Origin of the sequence: Pseudomonas sp. LH1G9 (genome assembly GCF_002949975.1) — a bacterium.
Classification (GTDB): Bacteria; Pseudomonadota; Gammaproteobacteria; order Pseudomonadales; family Pseudomonadaceae; genus Aquipseudomonas; species Aquipseudomonas veronii.
In genome coordinates this window covers 4,721,709-4,739,416 of record NZ_CP026880.1, presented here as the reverse complement: position 1 = coordinate 4,739,416, position 17,708 = coordinate 4,721,709, and the positions used below count along the sequence as shown (strand labels likewise).

The 17,708-nt window shown below is 60.1% G+C and carries 14 protein-coding genes and 1 pseudogene; 14 read left to right on the top strand and 1 reads right to left on the bottom strand.

Annotation, left to right across the window (positions count from 1 at the left end):
• Nucleotides 1-164: 164 nt before the first annotated feature.
• From rnr to C5F70_RS21950, 10 genes are all read left to right on the top strand, one after another.
• Nucleotides 165-2,801: a ribonuclease R gene (gene rnr, locus C5F70_RS21995; RefSeq protein WP_017849747.1), complete on the top strand. Its 2,637-nt coding sequence runs from the start codon at nucleotides 165-167 to the stop codon at nucleotides 2,799-2,801.
• Complete coding sequence (rlmB, locus tag C5F70_RS21990; protein ID WP_017849746.1) at nucleotides 2,798-3,553, top strand: 23S rRNA (guanosine(2251)-2'-O)-methyltransferase RlmB; 756 nt, start codon at nucleotides 2,798-2,800, stop codon at nucleotides 3,551-3,553. Before rnr ends, rlmB begins: the two co-directional genes overlap by 4 nt.
• A 309-nt stretch (nucleotides 3,554-3,862) precedes the next feature.
• Entirely contained in the window at nucleotides 3,863-4,285 is a 423-nt protein-coding gene (rpsF, locus tag C5F70_RS21985) for a 30S ribosomal protein S6 (protein WP_003217491.1), read from the top strand.
• A gap of 28 nt (nucleotides 4,286-4,313) precedes the next feature.
• Entirely contained in the window at nucleotides 4,314-4,544 is a 231-nt protein-coding gene (gene rpsR / locus C5F70_RS21980; protein WP_002551829.1) for a 30S ribosomal protein S18, read from the top strand.
• Nucleotides 4,545-4,580: 36 nt separating this feature from the next.
• Complete coding sequence (locus C5F70_RS21975) at nucleotides 4,581-5,474, top strand: hypothetical protein (protein WP_026140381.1); 894 nt, start codon at nucleotides 4,581-4,583, stop codon at nucleotides 5,472-5,474.
• 18 nt (nucleotides 5,475-5,492) lie between these two features.
• Nucleotides 5,493-5,939 carry a 50S ribosomal protein L9 gene (rplI, locus tag C5F70_RS21970; protein ID WP_010563337.1) on the top strand — a complete coding sequence of 149 codons (447 nt, stop codon included), beginning with the start codon at nucleotides 5,493-5,495 and terminating at the stop codon, nucleotides 5,937-5,939.
• A 110-nt stretch (nucleotides 5,940-6,049) separates the two neighbouring features.
• Nucleotides 6,050-7,447, top strand: coding sequence for a replicative DNA helicase (gene dnaB, locus C5F70_RS21965; RefSeq protein ID WP_017849744.1), 1,398 nt, complete (start codon nucleotides 6,050-6,052; stop codon nucleotides 7,445-7,447).
• 96 nt (nucleotides 7,448-7,543) lie between these two features.
• Entirely contained in the window at nucleotides 7,544-9,847 is a 2,304-nt protein-coding gene (locus tag C5F70_RS21960; protein ID WP_026140380.1) for a YgiQ family radical SAM protein, read from the top strand.
• Nucleotides 9,848-10,073: 226 nt separating this feature from the next.
• Nucleotides 10,074-11,000, top strand: a complete 927-nt coding sequence (locus tag C5F70_RS21955; RefSeq protein ID WP_046384895.1) for a hypothetical protein — start codon at nucleotides 10,074-10,076, stop codon at nucleotides 10,998-11,000.
• A complete protein-coding gene (locus C5F70_RS21950) occupies nucleotides 11,000-11,440 on the top strand; it encodes a hypothetical protein (protein WP_017849741.1) in 441 nt (146 codons plus the stop codon). The genes C5F70_RS21955 and C5F70_RS21950 overlap by 1 nt, the downstream gene beginning before the upstream one ends.
• A gap of 15 nt (nucleotides 11,441-11,455) precedes the next feature.
• Here the strand turns inward: C5F70_RS21950 and C5F70_RS21945 are convergent, their stop codons facing one another.
• Nucleotides 11,456-11,944 (bottom strand): type VI secretion system tube protein Hcp, encoded by a 489-nt coding sequence (locus C5F70_RS21945; RefSeq protein ID WP_046384893.1) that lies wholly within the window; start codon nucleotides 11,942-11,944, stop codon nucleotides 11,456-11,458.
• A gap of 187 nt (nucleotides 11,945-12,131) precedes the next feature.
• On the opposite strand from C5F70_RS21945, the pseudogene C5F70_RS21940 reads away from it, so the two are divergent.
• From C5F70_RS21940 to C5F70_RS21925, 4 genes and pseudogenes are all read left to right on the top strand, one after another.
• Nucleotides 12,132-13,047: pseudogene (locus C5F70_RS21940) on the top strand (NAD synthetase).
• A complete protein-coding gene (locus tag C5F70_RS21935) occupies nucleotides 13,044-13,502 on the top strand; it encodes a hypothetical protein (RefSeq protein ID WP_079442726.1) in 459 nt (152 codons plus the stop codon). The pseudogene C5F70_RS21940 and the gene C5F70_RS21935 overlap by 4 nt, the downstream one beginning before the upstream one ends.
• Before the next feature lie 99 nt (nucleotides 13,503-13,601).
• Nucleotides 13,602-14,096 (top strand): hypothetical protein, encoded by a 495-nt coding sequence (locus C5F70_RS21930; protein WP_104904047.1) that lies wholly within the window; start codon nucleotides 13,602-13,604, stop codon nucleotides 14,094-14,096.
• A 201-nt stretch (nucleotides 14,097-14,297) separates the two neighbouring features.
• Nucleotides 14,298-17,588, top strand: coding sequence for a DUF2126 domain-containing protein (locus C5F70_RS21925; RefSeq protein WP_104904046.1), 3,291 nt, complete (start codon nucleotides 14,298-14,300; stop codon nucleotides 17,586-17,588).
• Nucleotides 17,589-17,708: the final 120 nt, after the last annotated feature.

The window sequence follows — 17,708 nt, the reverse complement described above, 5'->3', positions numbered from 1 at the left end:
AAACCCCTGCCATGAAAAAAGCCTGGAAAATTTCGCCAATGGTCGTACAAGGTGCGTGTTGGCGGTCACAAAGTGCTTTAAAACGCTTGTTGACGCCTGAAATTTCCCGTTTCAATACGCGTATGCCAAACTAACCCGCATATAGACAAGGTGAAAACTCTCTAATGGCCGATTGGCAGTCCCTCGATCCCGAGGCCGCTCGTGAAGCGGAAAAATATGAAAACCCTATTCCTAGCCGCGAACTGATCCTGGCGCATCTCGCCGATCGTGGTTCGCCTGCTAGCCGCGAGCAGTTGGTTGAAGAATTCGGTCTGACCACCGAAGACCAGCTCGAAGCCCTGCGCCGCCGTCTGCGTGCCATGGAGCGCGATGCTCAGTTGATCTACACCCGCCGTGGCACCTATGCGCCCGTGGACAAGCTCGACCTGATCCTGGGTCGCATTGCCGGCCACCGTGACGGCTTCGGCTTCCTGATCCCGGATGACGGCAGCGACGACCTGTTCATGAGCCCGGCGCAAATGCGCCTGGTGTTCGATGGCGACCGTGCGCTGGCGCGCGTGTCGGGCCTGGACCGTCGCGGCCGCCGTGAAGGCGTGATCGTCGAAGTGGTGTCCCGTGCCCATGAGTCCATCGTTGGGCGTTACTTCGAAGAAGGCGGCATCGGCTTCGTCATTCCGGACAACCCGAAGGTCCAGCAGGAAGTGCTGGTGACCCCGGGCCGCAATGGCGCGGCCAAGGTCGGTCAGTTCGTGGAGGTGAAAATCACCCACTGGCCGACCCCGCGCTTCCAGCCTCAGGGCGATATCATCGAAGTGGTCGGCAACTACATGGCGCCGGGCATGGAAATCGACGTCGCGCTGCGCACCTACGATATTCCTCACGTCTGGCCCGAAGCCGTGCTCAAGGAAGCCGCCAAGCTCAAGCCGGAAGTCGAAGAGAAGGACAAAGAAAAGCGCATCGACCTGCGCCATCTGCCGTTCGTCACCATCGACGGCGAAGACGCCCGCGACTTCGACGATGCGGTGTATTGCGAAGCCAAGCCTGGCAAGTTGCGCCTGTTCTCCGGCGGCTGGAAGTTGTACGTGGCGATTGCCGACGTCTCCAGCTACGTGAAGATCGGTTCGGCGCTGGATAACGAAGCCCAGGTGCGCGGCAACTCCGTGTATTTCCCTGAGCGCGTGATCCCGATGCTGCCTGAGCAGCTGTCCAACGGCCTGTGCTCGCTGAACCCGAAAGTCGACCGTTTGGCCATGGTGTGCGAGATGACCCTCTCGAAAACCGGCGAAATGACCGACTACCAGTTCTACGAAGCGGTGATCCACTCTCAGGCGCGCCTGACCTACAACAAGGTCAGCACCATCCTGGAAACGCCGAAGACCAGCGAAGCCAAGGCCCTGCGTACCGAATACGCCGGTGTGGTGCCGCATCTCAAGCAGCTGTATGCGCTGTACAAGGTGCTGCTGGGCGCACGTCATGTGCGTGGCGCGATCGATTTTGAAACCCAGGAAACCCGGATCATCTTCGGTTCCGAGCGCAAGATCGCCGAGATCACCCCGACCACCCGCAACGACGCGCACAAGCTGATCGAGGAATGCATGCTGGCGGCCAACGTGGCCACCGCTGAATTCCTGAAGAAGCACGAAATTCCTGCGCTGTACCGGGTACACGACGGCCCGCCGCCGGAGCGTCTGGAAAAACTGCGCGCCTTCCTCGGCGAGCTCGGCCTGTCCCTGCATAAAGGCAAGGACGGCCCGTCGCCGAAGGATTACCAGGCACTGCTGGCCAGCATCAAGGACCGTCCGGATTTCCACCTGATCCAGACCGTGATGCTGCGTTCGCTGAGCCAGGCGGTGTACAGCGCCGACAATCAGGGCCACTTCGGCCTGAATTACGAGGCGTACACCCACTTCACCTCGCCGATCCGTCGTTACCCGGACTTGCTCACGCACCGTGCGATCCGCAGCGTGATCCACTCCAAGCAGGACACCCCGCACGTCAAGCGCGCCGGTGCCATGACCATTCCGAAGGCGCGGATCTATCCTTACGACGAAGCGGCCCTGGAGCAGCTCGGCGAGCAGTGCTCCATGAGCGAGCGCCGTGCCGACGAAGCCACCCGCGACGTCGTGAACTGGCTCAAGTGCGAGTTCATGAAGGACCGCGTGGGCGAGTCGTTCCCTGGCGTGATCACGGCCGTGACCGGCTTTGGTCTGTTTGTCGAACTGACCGATATCTACGTCGAGGGCCTGGTGCATGTCACCGCCTTGCCGGGTGACTACTACCACTTCGATCCTGTGCATCACCGCCTGGCGGGCGAGCGTACCGGTCGCAGTTTCCGCCTGGGCGACACGGTCGAAGTGCGCGTCATGCGCGTCGACCTGGACGAACGCAAGATCGACTTCGAGATGGCCGAAAAAACCATCGCCGCGCCGATCGGCCGTAAAAAACGTGGCAGCGAAACCGCCGCGCCGGCCACCCAAGGCAAGGGCGCTCCTGCGAAGGCAGCGGTTGCCGAGCCTGCGCCGGCCAAGGCCGGTCGTCGTCCGGCGGCCAAGGACAAGGTTCCCGAGGCCTACCGCCCAAGCGACGCAGCGGCGAAAAACGCCGAACTGCGCAGAAGCCGTGAGTTGAAGCAGCAGTTGCTCAACGAAGCCAAAAGCGGTGGTAAAGCGGCGTCTGGGGGAAAGCCCCACACGGCGGAAAAGCCGTCGAGCAAGCCCAGTAAACACCGTAAAGGCCCGCCAAAAGCGGGTTCGGCTCCCGCGAAAAGCGGCGGGTCGCGTAAACCTAAGGCCAAGTCATGAGTCTGGAAAAAATCTACGGCGTCCACGCCGTAGAAGCGCTGCTGCGTCATCACCCTAAACGCGTCAAACAGGTTTGGCTGGCGGAAGGTCGCAGCGAGCCGCGCGTGCAGGCGCTGGTCGAGTTGGCCAACGAAAACCGTGTGGCGATCGGCCAGGCCGAGCGTCGCGAAATGGACGTGTGGGTTGAAGGCGTCCACCAAGGCGTCGTCGCGGATGTCAGCCCGAGCCAGGTGTGGGGCGAGGCGATGCTCGACGAGCTGCTCGACCGCACCGAAGGCGCACCGCTGTTGCTGGTGCTGGACGGCGTGACCGACCCGCATAACCTCGGCGCCTGCCTGCGTTCTGCGGATGCTGCCGGTGCGCTGGCGGTGATCGTGCCCAAGGACAAGTCGGCCACGTTGACGCCGGTTGTGCGTAAAGTCGCGTGCGGCGCGGCGGAAGTGATTCCGTTGGTGGCCGTGACCAACCTCGCGCGCACCCTGGAGAAACTCCAGCAGCGCGGCCTGTGGGTCGTGGGTACGGCGGGGGAGGCCGAGGTCAGCATTTATGACCAGGACCTCACCGGCCCGACCATCCTGATCATGGGCGCCGAAGGCAAGGGCATGCGTCGCCTGACTCGCGAGCATTGCGATTACCTGGTTCATCTGCCGATGGCTGGCAGCGTCAGCAGTCTCAACGTATCGGTCGCTACCGGCGTGTGCCTGTTCGAAGCCCAGCGCCAGCGCGGTGCGAAGGGCAAGACCAAGAAGTAATGTCGGGCCTGGCATAGATGCAAAATGTGGGAGGGGGCTTGCTCCCGATTGCGGTAGATCAGTTACCTATAATGTGACTGCCTCACCGCAATCGGGAGCAAGCCCTCTCCCACTTTTGTTTTGTGGTGCCTGGAAGATTGTTCAAATAATCACCAATCACCTTGCGCCCTTCCTCCCCCTTCTCTACAATTGCGCCCCTTGCCTTCCTGGCAGGCACCGATGTGCCTCCCTGCGGCAAGATCCATAAGTGTCATTCACTCCTTGTCTGACCGTTTTTGAGCGGCAGGCTACAACCCGTAAGGAGCATTCATGCGTCATTACGAAATCATCTTTTTGGTCCACCCGGATCAAAGCGAGCAAGTCGGCGGCATGGTAGAGCGTTACACCAAGCTGATCGAAGAAGACGGCGGCAAAATCCACCGTCTGGAAGATTGGGGCCGTCGTCAACTGGCCTACGCAATCAACAATGTTCACAAGGCTCACTACGTGATGCTGAACGTTGAATGCACTGGCAAGGCCCTGGCCGAGCTGGAAGACAACTTCCGCTACAACGATGCTGTGATCCGTAACCTGGTCATCCGTCGCGAAGAAGCCGTTACCGGCCAATCCGAGATGCTCAAGGCTGAAGAAAACCGCAGTGAGCGCCGTGAGCGTCGCGACCGTCCTGAGCACGAAGGCGCTGAAAGCGCTGATAGTGATGACAGCGACAACAGCGATAACGCTGACGAGTAATCCACGGACCTTTTAAGGAGCCTATCAAATGGCACGTTTCTTCCGTCGTCGTAAATTCTGCCGCTTCACCGCTGAAGACGTGAAAGAGATCGATTACAAAGATCTCAACACTCTGAAAGCCTACGTATCCGAGACCGGCAAAATCGTTCCAAGCCGTATCACCGGTACCAAAGCACGTTATCAGCGTCAGCTGGCCACCGCTATCAAGCGCGCCCGCTTCCTGGCCCTGCTGGCCTACACCGACAGCCACGGCCGCTGAGACCGGGCAGTCGACAAGTAGTAAGGGATTGAATGCATGCGCGCCTTAGCTGAGTTCATCATGCGCGGTCGCGTGCAGGCCACTCTGGTAGTGGCTGGATGTGCAGCATTGCCGTTGTTGTATTGGTTGGGTGCTGCCGCGGGATGCCTTGTGCTTCTGCGGCGCGGTTTGCAGGATGCCGTTGGCGTCCTGGCCCTGGGGTTGCTGGCCGCCTTGATCTGGTGGCTGCAATTGGGCGAACCCAAAGTGCTTATGGTGCTGCTGGGGTCGTCGAGCCTTGCGTTGGTTTTACGCGCAAGTGAGTCCTGGGTCCGCACGCTGCTGGTCAGCGTGGCATTGGGGTTGGTGTTTTCAGTGTTGCTCGGCGCGGCTTTCCACCCGCAAATCGAGGCGCTGGCGCAAGAGATCGTCAAGGTCCTGCCGCTGGCTCTCGGGGAGCTCTACCAGCAATTGTCGGTAGACGAGCGAGCGCGCCTTGCGGCGCTGATAGCACCGGCCCTGATCGGCCTGATGGCGGTGGTGTTGCAGATTGTCAGTGTGCTGAGCCTGATGCTTGGGCGTTACTGGCAGGCGTTGTTGTACAACCCGGGTGGTTTTGGTCGCGAGTTTCGCCGTATCAGAATCCCCGCAGGCCCGGCGATGTTGCTGCTGGCATGCATGGTGGTCGGACCGAACTTCGGTCCAGAGGCGGCCTTGTTATTGCTGTTTTGCAGCGTACCGCTGGTGTTCTCCGGGCTGGCCCTGATTCACGGGCTGGTGGCGCAGAAGCGCCTGGCCAGGTTCTGGCTGGTGGGGTTGTACGTCACGCTGATGCTGTTCATGCAGCTGATCTATCCGTTACTCGTGGTTTTGGCCATTGTCGACGGCCTGATTGATTTTCGCGGTCGTCTGGCGCCGAAAGACGCCGATAACGCGAACGGTGAAGGTTAAAAGTTAGAGGATTTTCACATGCAACTGATCCTTCTGGAAAAAGTCGCCAACCTGGGCAACCTGGGCGACAAAGTGAACGTTAAGGCCGGCTACGGTCGTAACTACCTGCTGCCATACGGCAAAGCCACCGCTGCAACCGCTGCCAACCTGGCTGCGTTTGAAGAGCGTCGTGCTGAGCTGGAAAAAGCAGCAGCAGACAAAAAAGCTTCGGCCGAAACTCGCGCTGCCCAACTGGCTGAGCTGGAAGTGACTATCACTGCCACCGCCGGTGACGAAGGCAAGCTGTTCGGTTCGATCGGCACCCACGACATCGCTGACGCACTGACCGCCTCTGGCGTTGAAGTTGCGAAAAGCGAAGTTCGTCTGCCGAACGGCACCATCCGCAACGTAGGTGAATTCGACGTAGCCGTGCACCTGCACGCTGAAGTTGAAGCCACTGTACGCGTTGTCGTGGTAGCAGCTTAAGTCGCACCTAACTGACTGGCACCTCGCGTGCCAGGCGGTTAACATCGGGCACGATCCTGTTTACAGGTCGTGCCTTTTGTTTTTTACACACCCCCTAATTCCAAGTGGCCATGAACGATATTTCAGCTCCTGAGCAATACGATCTGCAAACCGCTGCCCTGAAGGTGCCGCCGCATTCCATCGAGGCCGAACAGGCCGTGCTCGGTGGCTTGATGCTGGACAACAACGCCTGGGAACGCGTGCTGGATCAAGTCTCGGACGGTGATTTCTATCGTCATGACCATCGCCTGATCTTCCGCGCCATCGCCAAGCTGGCCGACCAGAACTCACCGATCGACGTGGTGACCCTGGCCGAGCAGCTGGACAAGGAAGGCCAGACCTCCCAGGTCGGCGGCCTGGGCTACCTCGGTGAGCTGGCCAAAAACACGCCGTCCGTCGCCAACATCAAGGCGTATGCCCAGATCGTTCGCGAGCGCGCCACCTTGCGCCAGTTGATCGGCATCAGCACCGAAATCGCCGACAGCGCCTTCAACCCCGAAGGTCGCAGCGCCGCCGAGATCCTTGACGAGGCCGAGCGCCAGATCTTCCAGATCGCCGAAGCCCGGCCGAAAACCGGCGGCCCGGTCAGCGTCAACGACCTGCTGACCAAGGCCATCGACCGCATCGATACGTTGTTCAACACCGACAACGCCATCACCGGCATCTCCACCGGCTACACTGACCTCGACGAGAAGACCAGCGGCCTGCAGCCGTCCGACCTGATCATCGTCGCCGGCCGTCCATCCATGGGTAAAACCACCTTTGCGATGAACCTGGTGGAAAACGCCGTGTTGCGCAGTGACAAGACCGTGCTGGTGTACTCCCTGGAGATGCCAGGCGAATCGCTGATCATGCGGATGCTCTCGTCCCTGGGCCGTATCGACCAGACCAAAGTGCGCGCCGGTCGCCTGGAAGACGACGATTGGCCGCGCCTGACCTCGGCGGTCAACCTGCTCAACGACCGCAAGCTGTTCATCGATGACACCGCCGGCATCAGCCCGTCGGAGATGCGCGCGCGTACCCGTCGCCTGGTGCGTGAACATGGCGATATCGCCCTGATCATGATCGACTACCTGCAACTGATGCAGATCCCGGGTTCCAGCGGCGACAACCGGACCAACGAGATTTCCGAGATCTCCCGGTCCTTGAAAGCCCTGGCCAAGGAATTCAACTGCCCGGTGGTGGCGCTGTCGCAGCTCAACCGTTCCCTGGAACAACGCCCCAACAAGCGCCCGGTGAACTCCGACTTGCGTGAATCCGGAGCGATCGAGCAGGATGCCGACGTGATCATGTTCGTCTACCGCGACGAGGTGTATCACCCGGAGACCGAGCACAAAGGCATTGCCGAAATCATCATCGGCAAGCAGCGGAACGGCCCGATCGGCTTTATCCGCCTGGCGTTCATCGGCAAATACACGCGTTTCGAGAACCTTGCGCCGGGCAGTTACAACTTCGACGACGACGAATAATCCTTCTGTTCAATTCCTACTGTTATCGTCGGAATTGGTCAAAATTTGTGCTATATTCCGCGCCCGCGATTTTTCATCTCAACACCGGTCACCGTCATGCAAACAGCCAAGCCGTTATTTGACTATCCCAAGTACTGGGCCGAATGTTTCGGTCCTGCGCCATTCCTGCCGATGAGCAGGGAGGAGATGGATCAGCTTGGCTGGGATTCCTGCGACATCATCATCGTCACCGGTGATGCCTACGTTGACCATCCGTCGTTCGGCATGGCGATCATCGGCCGGCTGCTGGAGTCCCAGGGCTTCCGCGTCGGGATCATTGCCCAGCCGAACTGGCAGTCCAAAGACGACTTCATGAAGCTCGGCGAGCCGAACCTGTTCTTCGGCGTCGCGGCCGGCAACATGGACTCGATGATCAACCGCTACACCGCTGACAAGAAAATCCGCTCCGACGACGCCTACACCCCTGGCGGCATGGCCGGCAAACGCCCGGACCGCGCGAGCCTGGTGTACAGCCAGCGGTGCAAGGAAGCCTACAAGAACGTGCCGATCGTGCTCGGTGGCATCGAAGCGTCCCTGCGCCGCATCGCCCACTACGACTACTGGCAGGACCGGGTGCGCAACTCGATCCTGATCGACGCCACCGCCGACATCTTGCTGTACGGCAACGCCGAGCGGGCCATCGTCGAAGTGGCCCAGCGCCTGTCGTGGGGCCACAAGATCGAAGACATCACCGATGTGCGCGGCACCGCGTTCATTCGCCGTGATACGCCCGAAGGCTGGTATGAGGTGGACTCCACCCGTATCGACCGTCCGGGCAAGGTCGACAAGATCATCAACCCATACGTGAATACCCAGGACACCCAGGCCTGCGCCATCGAGCAGGAAAAGGGGCCGGTTGAAGATCCGCAGGAAGCCAAGGTCGTGCAGATCCTGGCCAGCCCGCGCATGACCCGTGAGAAGACCGTGATCCGCCTGCCATCGGTGGAAAAAGTCCGTGGTGACGCGGTGCTTTATGCCCACGCCAACCGCGTGTTGCACCTGGAAACCAACCCAGGCAACGCCCGTGCCCTGGTGCAGAAACACGGCGAAGTGGACGTGTGGTTCAACCCGCCGCCCATTCCGATGACCACCGAAGAAATGGACTACGTGTTTGGCATGCCTTACGCACGTGTCCCGCACCCTGCGTATGGCAAGGAAAAAATCCCGGCCTACGACATGATCCGTTTCTCGGTGAACATCATGCGTGGCTGCTTCGGCGGCTGTACCTTCTGCTCGATCACCGAGCACGAAGGCCGGATCATCCAGAACCGTTCCGAAGAGTCGATCATTCGCGAGATCGAAGAAATCCGCGACAAGGTTCCGGGCTTCACCGGCGTGATTTCCGACCTCGGCGGCCCGACCGCGAACATGTACCGCATCGCCTGCAAGAGCCCGGAAATCGAATCCGCGTGCCGCAAGCCGTCGTGCGTGTTCCCTGGCATCTGCCCGAACCTGAACACCGACCACTCGTCGCTGATCCAGTTGTATCGCAGCGCCCGTGCGTTGCCGGGTGTGAAGAAGATCCTGATCGCCTCCGGCCTGCGCTACGACCTGGCCGTTGAGTCTCCGGAGTATGTGAAGGAACTGGTCACCCACCACGTCGGTGGTTACCTGAAGATCGCCCCGGAACACACCGAGGAAGGTCCGCTCAACCAGATGATGAAACCGGGCATCGGCAGCTATGACAAGTTCAAGCGCATGTTCGAGAAGTACACCAAGGAAGCGGGCAAGGAGCAGTACCTGATCCCGTACTTCATCGCCGCCCACCCCGGCACCACCGATGAAGACATGATGAACCTGGCCCTGTGGCTCAAGGGCAACGGTTTCCGCGCCGACCAGGTGCAGGCGTTCTACCCGTCGCCGATGGCCACCGCCACCGCGATGTACCACTCGGGCAAGAACCCGCTGCGCAAGGTCACCTACAAGAGCGACGCGGTGACCATCGTCAAGAGCGAAGAACAGCGCCGTCTGCACAAGGCGTTCCTGCGCTACCACGACCCGAAAGGCTGGCCGATGCTGCGCGAAGCACTGACCCGCATGGGCCGCGCCGACCTGATCGGGCCGGGCAAGGATCAACTGATCCCGTTGCACCAACCGGCCACCGACAGCTACCAGAGCGCGCGTCGCAAGAACTCGACGCCGGCCGGCAGCCATAAGGTCGCCAAGGAAACCACCACCAGGATCCTCACCCAGCACACCGGCCTGCCGCCCCGTGGCAGCGACGGCAGCAACCCGTGGGACAAGCGCGAGCAAGCCAAGGCCGCGGCCATGGCGCGCAACAAGCAGGCCGCCAAGGAACGCGCGGATGCGGCCAAGGGCAAGGGCGGCAAGCCAGCCCGCAAGCCGGTGGTACCGCGTTGATCGTTGCCTGAATATGCCAAACGCCAGCCTCGTGCTGGCGTTTTGCTTTCTAGCCGGTGGGGAGTCTGTTTGTTAAGGTGGCGGCCATTAAATCGCTATCGGGAGCAAGCCGAATCGTCGCACCGGCCCTCCCACATTTTGAATGTATTCACACTTCAAATGTGGGAGGGGGCTTGCCCCCGATGGCGTCAGTCCAGTCCCCAACTTTTCAAGGAAGAACACCCCCATGAGCAACCCCCTGCTCAACATCGGCATGGACTCCAACCGCTCGCAGTTCATGGCGCGCCAGCGCATCGAGAGTGAAGTCGACCTGCCTCGGCTGTTTGCCATCATCGACGCCGACCCCGGCATCGTCGGCGCGGGCGTGGTGTATATCGACGCCGACTTCAACGTCGTGACCCTGCGCGAGTTCAAGCCGATCTGCAGCATTCGACCCAAGCGCATCATTGTGCGCGAGGCGCAGAAATACATCGCCCCGGCGCAGTTCGCCGACCAAGTGCTGAACAACCCGCGCGAGTCGCGACTGGTGAGTGAAGCCTTCAACACCACGTTGTCCTGCGGCGGCGCGGTCATTGGCTGGCTGGTGGTGTTGAGCGGCACCATCGCTATCCCGTTCACCGCCGGCGCCAGCACGGTCGTGACGGCCATCGGCTATACCGCCGCCTCGGCCAGCACCGTGTCGTGCCTGGTTGGTGGGTTCCGCACGCGCAACGAAATCGTCAACCCGTCGATGAATGATTACCTGGATAACGAAGAGTGGTACCAGACGGCGACCAAAGTCCTCGACGGTGCCGCCTTGGTTGGCGTGGGCGCCTCGGCGCTGACGACAGTCAAGCTGGTCAACGTCACTCGTGCGGCCACGGGTAAAAGCCTGCGTCAGGTGCTCAAAGGCCTGAACGGGCAGGAGCGGGAGAAACTCACCAAAGAGCTGCTGAAAGTGGCCGACCCGCAAATGTCGAACAAGATGCGCAAGCTGCTGCAACTGAGCGGCGAGTTGCCCAAACGCTTTACGCCGACCCAGCTCAAGCACGCCACCTATGTCCAATTGGGCGATGCCTTCAGTGCGGGGCTGAGCGTCTGGGGCTTGAAGCGTTCGGATAACTACAAACAGGCCAAGACCTTCGCGATTGGCTTGTACGAAGAGGCCGAGTGATGAGTGGTGTTCCTTCGCTTAAACCGTTTTTGCTGGAGCATTTTCCCGCATTCATCGGCGTGATTCTCGCTGGTTGCCTCGGCGGTTCGGCGGCGATTTCCCTGGCGGCCAGCACCTATTTTTCCGACGTGCCCATGGCAACCAATGCCACTGTGTCGTGGTTCGTGGTGATAGCCGCCGCGCTGTTCGTGGCCAACAGCAACTTCCTGGTGGTGCGCGGCCGAGCCTGGGCCGTGTGGGCGATGGTGGCGTTTTTTGCGGTGTGCCTGTTGGTCGTGCTGCCGACACTGCTCTATCGGCCGCACTGGTTTATCTACAGTGAAAGCCTGTTCTGGCCATTGCTGGGGTTGTTGCTGATCAACAGCAAGGGCTATCGGTCGATGGTCAAGAAGTTGGTTGAAGTGCGGCGGTTGCGGGAGGCGGCCAAGGCGGGGCTGTAGCCTCTGCACATGGTTTCAGATTTTGACGTTCTGGCGAATGTTCCAGCCGTATTTGACGGCGCCGCCGTCCTTGCCGCCGTCGGATTTCTGCGGCTGGTAGCTGACTTCGACCGTGGCGAAGTTCAGGGCTATCACCTCAGTCAGCACATCGCTGCTGGTCACCGCGTCGGTTTGGTAAGACGTGACCATCACTTCCTTCAGCGTGATCACCAGATACTCCACGGCATTGCTGCCACCGGCCTTGCGCACCACCAACCGTGCCTCCGGGTAATGCTTGCCGGTGGAGCAGGCCATCATCAGGTTGGGTGAAGACTTGTCCATGACCTTGGAGACAGACAGGTTTTCAATATTGACCTTGCCGGCACCGCCGCCGCTGCCGGTATGCATCGAACCGGTCTGGGACATGCCCCAGCCCCATCGGCTGATCTCGATTTCGTCGCGATGGGCCTGGTCTTTGGACTCGCCCTTGATGTCCCCCAGCTTCAAAAACATATCAGTTGCCATTGTCACTCCCTGTTTTGGTGTGCGCCGGTAGTGGCGCGGGGCGTACTTTTTCTTATTCGGGATATGGCTTACAAGGGGCGGCATCACGATCAGGAAGTGCCTGTCCGGATAAAGCGAAGCTTCTGACATTTTTCGGGGATAGGCAGTCTTTACCCTCTGCGCTCTTGTGAACCTCAGGAGTAAAGGGATGACTTCCAGCGTATTCAGAGACAGTTTCCTCAGTCCCAATTACATGACGCGGCAGCGGCTGGAAAGCAGTATTGATCTGCGCAAGTTATTTGCGGCGATTGATGCTGATCCGGCCATCGTCGGTGCCGGCGTGGTGTACATCGACGCGCAGCTACGGATGGTTGTACTGCGTGAATTTCAGCCGATTTGCAGTATCGCGCCGAAGAATGTGATTTTGCGCGAGGCGCCCAGCTATGTCGGGCGGGTGGAGTTCGCTCGGCAACTGGCGAATGAGCCGCGAGAGTCGCAGGTGGCGTTTGAGGCGGTGAATACAGCTTTGGCGTGTACTTCTGCGGTGATCAGTTGGATCAGTGGTACTGAGTGGATCGGCGCTCAGTCCGTTCAGCTTTGGGGTTACTGGGGTGGTAGCTGCGATAAGCTTTACATCAGCAACAGCCAGTTCAATTCAGTGCTTAGTTGGCGGCCAGAGGACTCGCAACGAAATTATTGACCCGGCTCTTAACGATGCTCTGGATAGCGAGCCATGGTATCAGGCTGTGACGATTGGTTTGGACGCTGTTTCGCTACTGGGCGCTAGTGTCTCGGCACTGGCAACTATACGACTGGTTAATGCGACAAGAAAATCTACCGGAAAAACTTTGCCGCGGGTGTTGAAAGGACTGAGTCGTCAAGAGCGAGCAAAGTTGACCCAGGAGTTGTTGAGTATTCGGCACCCGGAAATGACCCGGAAAATGATCAGGTTGAAGCAACTCGCTGGAAAAATGCCAAAGCGTTTTACGCCCGCAGAAGTAAAACAGGGCACTGTTTTGCAGATTCAAGACGCTCTAGGTGCTGCCTTAGGGGTTGCTAGCAGTTCGATGTCTGGGAATATTCGCACTGTCGCGGTCGGAATTTATGAGGAGATGACCGAGTGATATTGCTGCTGCCCCTTCGCCCTTTTCTCAAGCGTTATTTACCCGTGTTTCTCGGGGGGATTTTTTCAAGCATTTTTGCTGGATCTTCCGTAGTGGTGGTAGTGCAAAATTACTATCTCAAAGCCATTTCTTTAGCTATTTCGGCACAAGTAGCGTGGTGGGCATGTGTCGTTCTGGCATGCGCCTTGAGTCTTAGCAACATTATGATTGTCCGTGGGCGACGAGACTGGGTGTGGGTCATGGTTGTCTATTTTGGAGCCTGCCTGGTTACCGCTCTTCCGGCCATTCGTTATTCCCCTCATCTGTTCATCTATGCCGAAAGTTTGTTTTGGCCATTGCTTGGTCTGCTGATTCTCAACAGCAAGCGTCATCGTGAGATGCGTGGGAAGCTTGTTGAACTTCGTTTTAGGCGAAAACGGATACAGAAAATTGCTGACAGGCTACAAAAAAGGTGATTTTGCTTTGATTAATTGGGAGCGTTGCCTCATTCCCGACAACTTACTGTTCTGGAACATCCGGATCGTCGCGGTTGGGCTGTATGAGGATATATCAGAGTGAGACTTCTCGGACGGAAACCTCTCATACCGGTGCGCCCTTTTCTTTTGCGCTACTTTCCCGTGTTTATCGGCGTAATTTTAGCGGGCATCTTCGGCAGTTCTTCTGTTGTTGTGCTGGTGGAAAACTATTATTTTCCATCGTTATCGAACGCGGCTGCTAAAAGTGCCGGCGTGCTCTTGGTCTGGTTTATCACCCACTGCAATTTCATGATCGCCTACGGGCGACCTAAGTGGGTCTGGGGAATGTATGGCCTTTTCATCGCCTGCCTGTTGGTCGCTGTGCCAGGTTTTCATTTTTCACCGAACCCATTCATTTACGCGGAATGCTTCTTTTGGCCGGTACTCGGCCTGCTGCTGCTTCGCAGCAAACGCCACCGGGAACTGCGTGCCAAATGCGTAGAACTTCGCCATATGCGCGGGAAGGTAAGGGTGGCCATTGAAAAGCGGCGCAAACACGAGCGCGCAATAATCAGAATAAAGAAATCGAGGTAATTCCCCACCCAGCCTCCACCAAACCGATACCGCCCCACCCACTCCCCGCCACATATATGTGCAGCTCTTGCACCATTGCACCAACGTTGGCGCCGTTTTGGTGCTGTACTGCACCGGGTCTTACGATAAAGCGCAATGACTGCCGCTCTGGCATAAGTCTTGCGCGCGTTGTGTCCATGCCCTGGCTTGCAGGAGGCCGCCGTGTCGATTCATGTCGCGTTGCACCACGTTACGCATTACCGCTACGACCGCGCTGTCGAACTCGGCCCACAGATCGTGCGTTTGCGCCCGGCGGCCCATAGCCGCACGCGGATTTTGTCCTACGCACTGAAAGTGCTGCCCGAGCAGCACTTCATCAATTGGCAGCAGGACCCTCAGGGTAATTACCTGGCGCGCCTGGTGTTCCCGGAAAAGACTGACGAACTGCGTATCGAAGTCGACCTGGTCGCCGAGATGGCGGTGTTCAACCCGTTCGATTTTTTCCTTGAACCCTACGCGGAAAAAATCCCGTTTTGCTACGCCGCCGACGAGCAGCGCGAGCTGGCGCCGTACCTGGAAACCTTGCCGCTGACGCCGAGGTTCGCCGCTTATCTGGCGGGTATCGACCGCACGCCGCTGCCGGCCGTGGATTTCCTGGTGGGCCTCAACCAACGCCTGGCCGCCGATATCGGTTACCTGATCCGCATGGAACCCGGCGTGCAGACCCCGGAATTCACCCTGGAAAATGCCTCCGGCTCGTGCCGCGATTCGGCTTGGCTGCTGGTGCAATTGCTGCGCAACCTGGGGCTGGCGGCGCGGTTTGTGTCAGGCTATCTGATCCAGCTCACCGCCGACGTCAAAGCCCTCGATGGCCCCTCCGGCACCGAGGTGGACTTCACCGACCTGCACGCCTGGTGCGAAGTGTATTTGCCCGGCGCCGGCTGGATCGGCCTGGATGCCACCTCCGGGTTGTTCGCCGGTGAAGGCCATATTCCGTTGGCCTGTAGTCCCGATCCATCGTCTGCCGCGCCGATCAGTGGCCTGGTGGAGCCGTGCGAGTGCGAATTCACCCACGAGATGTCGGTAGAGCGCATCTGGGAAGCGCCACGGGTAACCAAGCCCTACACCGAAGAACAGTGGTTGGCGATCCAGGCCCTGGGGCGGCAGATCGATGGCGACCTGCTGGCGGACGACGTGCGCCTGACCATGGGCGGCGAACCGACCTTCGTCTCCATCGACGACCCCGACGGCGCCGAGTGGAACACCGCTGCCCTGGGGCCGGACAAGCGTCGCCTGTCGGCCGAGCTGTTCCAGCGCATGCGCAAGCACTACGCGCCCAAGGGCCTGGTGCATTTCGGCCAGGGCAAGTGGTACCCCGGCGAGCAACTGCCGCGCTGGTCGCTCAACTGTTACTGGCGCCGCGATGGCGAGCCGATTTGGCACAACAGCGCGCTGATCGCCGATGAGCAACAGGACTACGGCGCCGACGGCGTGCTGGCCGGGCGTTTCCTGGGCAGTGTTGCCGAGCGCCTGAAGTTGCCGGCGCGCTTTGTGTTTCCGGCCTTTGAAGACAACTTCTACTACCTGTGGCGCGAAGGCGCGCTGCCGCAAAACGTCACCGCCCTCGACCCGCGCCTGAGCGATGAACTGGAACGCGAGCGTCTGCGCAAAGTGTTCAGCCAGGGCCTGGACAAGGTCATCGGCCAAGTGCTGCCGCTGGCGCGCACCGCTGCCAATGACCGCTGGCAGAGTGGGCGCTGGTACCTGCGCGACAATCACTGCCGACTGGTGCCGGGGGATTCGCCGCTGGGTTATCGCCTGCCGCTGGCCTCGCAGCCCTGGGTGACGGCGGCAGAGTACCCGTTTGTCCACCCGACCGACCCCAACCAGGACTTGCCCGAGCTGCCGAGCACGGCGCAATTGCAACGCCATGGCGAAGCGGCGCCGAGCGCCGAGCGCCTGCCGAAGATCGACGAGTCCGCCGACTGGCTGACCCGCACCGCGCTGTGCGCCGAAGCGCGCGAAGGCCGCCTGTATCTGTTCATGCCGCCGCTGGAGCGCGTCGAGGACTACCTGGAGCTGGTGGCCGCCATCGAAGCCACCGCCGAAGAACTGCACTGCCCGGTGCTGCTGGAGGGCTACGAGCCGCCGGCGGATTACCGTCTGAGTAACTTCCGGGTCACGCCCGACCCGGGTGTGATCGAGGTCAACGTGCAGCCGTCCGCCACCTGGGACGAGCTGGTAGAACGCACCGAATTCCTCTACGAAGAGGCGCGACAAACCCGCCTGACCACCGAGAAGTTCATGATCGACGGGCGCCACACCGGTACCGGCGGCGGTAACCACTTCGTGCTGGGCGGCGCGACACCCAAGGACTCACCGTTCCTGCGGCGTCCCGATCTGCTGCGCAGTTTGATCAGCTACTGGCACAACCATCCGTCATTGTCCTACCTGTTTTCCGGCTTGTTCATCGGCCCGACGTCCCAGGCGCCCCGGGTCGATGAAGCGCGTAACGATGCGCTGTATGAGCTGGAAATCGCCTTCGCGCAAATGCCCGCGTCAGGCGAAGAGTGCCCGCCGTGGTTGGTCGACCGCCTGCTGCGCAATCTGCTGATCGACGTGACGGGCAACACCCACCGCGCCGAATTTTGCATCGACAAGCTCTACTCGCCCGATGGCGCCACCGGGCGCCTGGGCTTGCTGGAGTTGCGCGCCTTTGAAATGCCACCCCATGCGCGCATGAGCCTGACCCAGCAACTGCTGCTGCGCGCGCTGGTGGCGCGCTTCTGGCGCGAACCCTATGCGCCCCCGAAACTGGCGCGCTGGGGCACTGAGCTGCATGACCGTTTCCTGTTGCCGCACTTCATCGAGCAGGATTTTGCCGACGTGATCGTCGAACTCAACGCCGCCGGCTACCCGTTGCGCGCCGAATGGTTTGCCGCGCACCTGGAATTCCGCTTTCCCAAAGTCGGCGACTACGCCGTCAGCGGTATCGAGCTCGAACTGCGCCAGGCCCTGGAACCCTGGCATGTGCTGGGCGAGGAGGGCGCGGTGGGCGGCACGGTGCGTTATGTGGATTCGTCCCTGGAGCGCCTGCAGGTGAAGTTGAGCGGGCTGCCACCGCAACGCTATTTGCTCACCTGCAATGGCATCCCGGTGCCGCTGCAAGCGACCGGGCGCATCGGCGAGTTCGTCGCCGGCGTGCGGTATCGCGCCTGGCAACCGGCCAACTGCCTGCAGCCGACCATCGCGGTCCATGCGCCGTTGGTGTTCGACCTGCTGGACACCTGGATGCAGCGCTCCCTGGGCGGTTGCCAGTATCATGTGGCGCATCCAGGCGGGCGTAACTACGACAGTCTGCCGGTGAATGCCAATGAAGCCGAGAGCCGGCGCATGGCGCGATTTTTCCGCCTGGGGCATACCCCGGGCAAGCTCCCTGTACCGACCGTCGTGATCAATGACGAATTGCCGATGACTTTGGATTTGCGACGTTTCCCCAATAAAAATGACTGAATGCAAGCCAAAATGTGGGAGGGAGCTTGCTCCCGATTGCGGTAAATCAGCCGATACATGAGTTGACTGACCCACCGCAATCGGGAGCAAGCCCCCTCCCACAAAGGATTTGCAGTGTTT

Coding starts and splice junctions, on each gene's coding strand:
- rnr (WP_017849747.1), top strand. CDS start 165: ATGGCCGATTGGCAGTCCCTCGATCCCGAGGCCGCTCGTGAAGCGGAA.
- C5F70_RS21960 (WP_026140380.1), top strand. CDS start 7,544: ATGCAAACAGCCAAGCCGTTATTTGACTATCCCAAGTACTGGGCCGAA.
- C5F70_RS21955 (WP_046384895.1), top strand. CDS start 10,074: ATGAGCAACCCCCTGCTCAACATCGGCATGGACTCCAACCGCTCGCAG.
- dnaB (WP_017849744.1), top strand. CDS start 6,050: ATGAACGATATTTCAGCTCCTGAGCAATACGATCTGCAAACCGCTGCC.
- rpsR (WP_002551829.1), top strand. CDS start 4,314: ATGGCACGTTTCTTCCGTCGTCGTAAATTCTGCCGCTTCACCGCTGAA.
- C5F70_RS21975 (WP_026140381.1), top strand. CDS start 4,581: ATGCGCGCCTTAGCTGAGTTCATCATGCGCGGTCGCGTGCAGGCCACT.
- C5F70_RS21945 (WP_046384893.1), bottom strand. CDS start 11,944: ATGGCAACTGATATGTTTTTGAAGCTGGGGGACATCAAGGGCGAGTCC.
- rlmB (WP_017849746.1), top strand. CDS start 2,798: ATGAGTCTGGAAAAAATCTACGGCGTCCACGCCGTAGAAGCGCTGCTG.
- rpsF (WP_003217491.1), top strand. CDS start 3,863: ATGCGTCATTACGAAATCATCTTTTTGGTCCACCCGGATCAAAGCGAG.
- C5F70_RS21950 (WP_017849741.1), top strand. CDS start 11,000: ATGAGTGGTGTTCCTTCGCTTAAACCGTTTTTGCTGGAGCATTTTCCC.
- rplI (WP_010563337.1), top strand. CDS start 5,493: ATGCAACTGATCCTTCTGGAAAAAGTCGCCAACCTGGGCAACCTGGGC.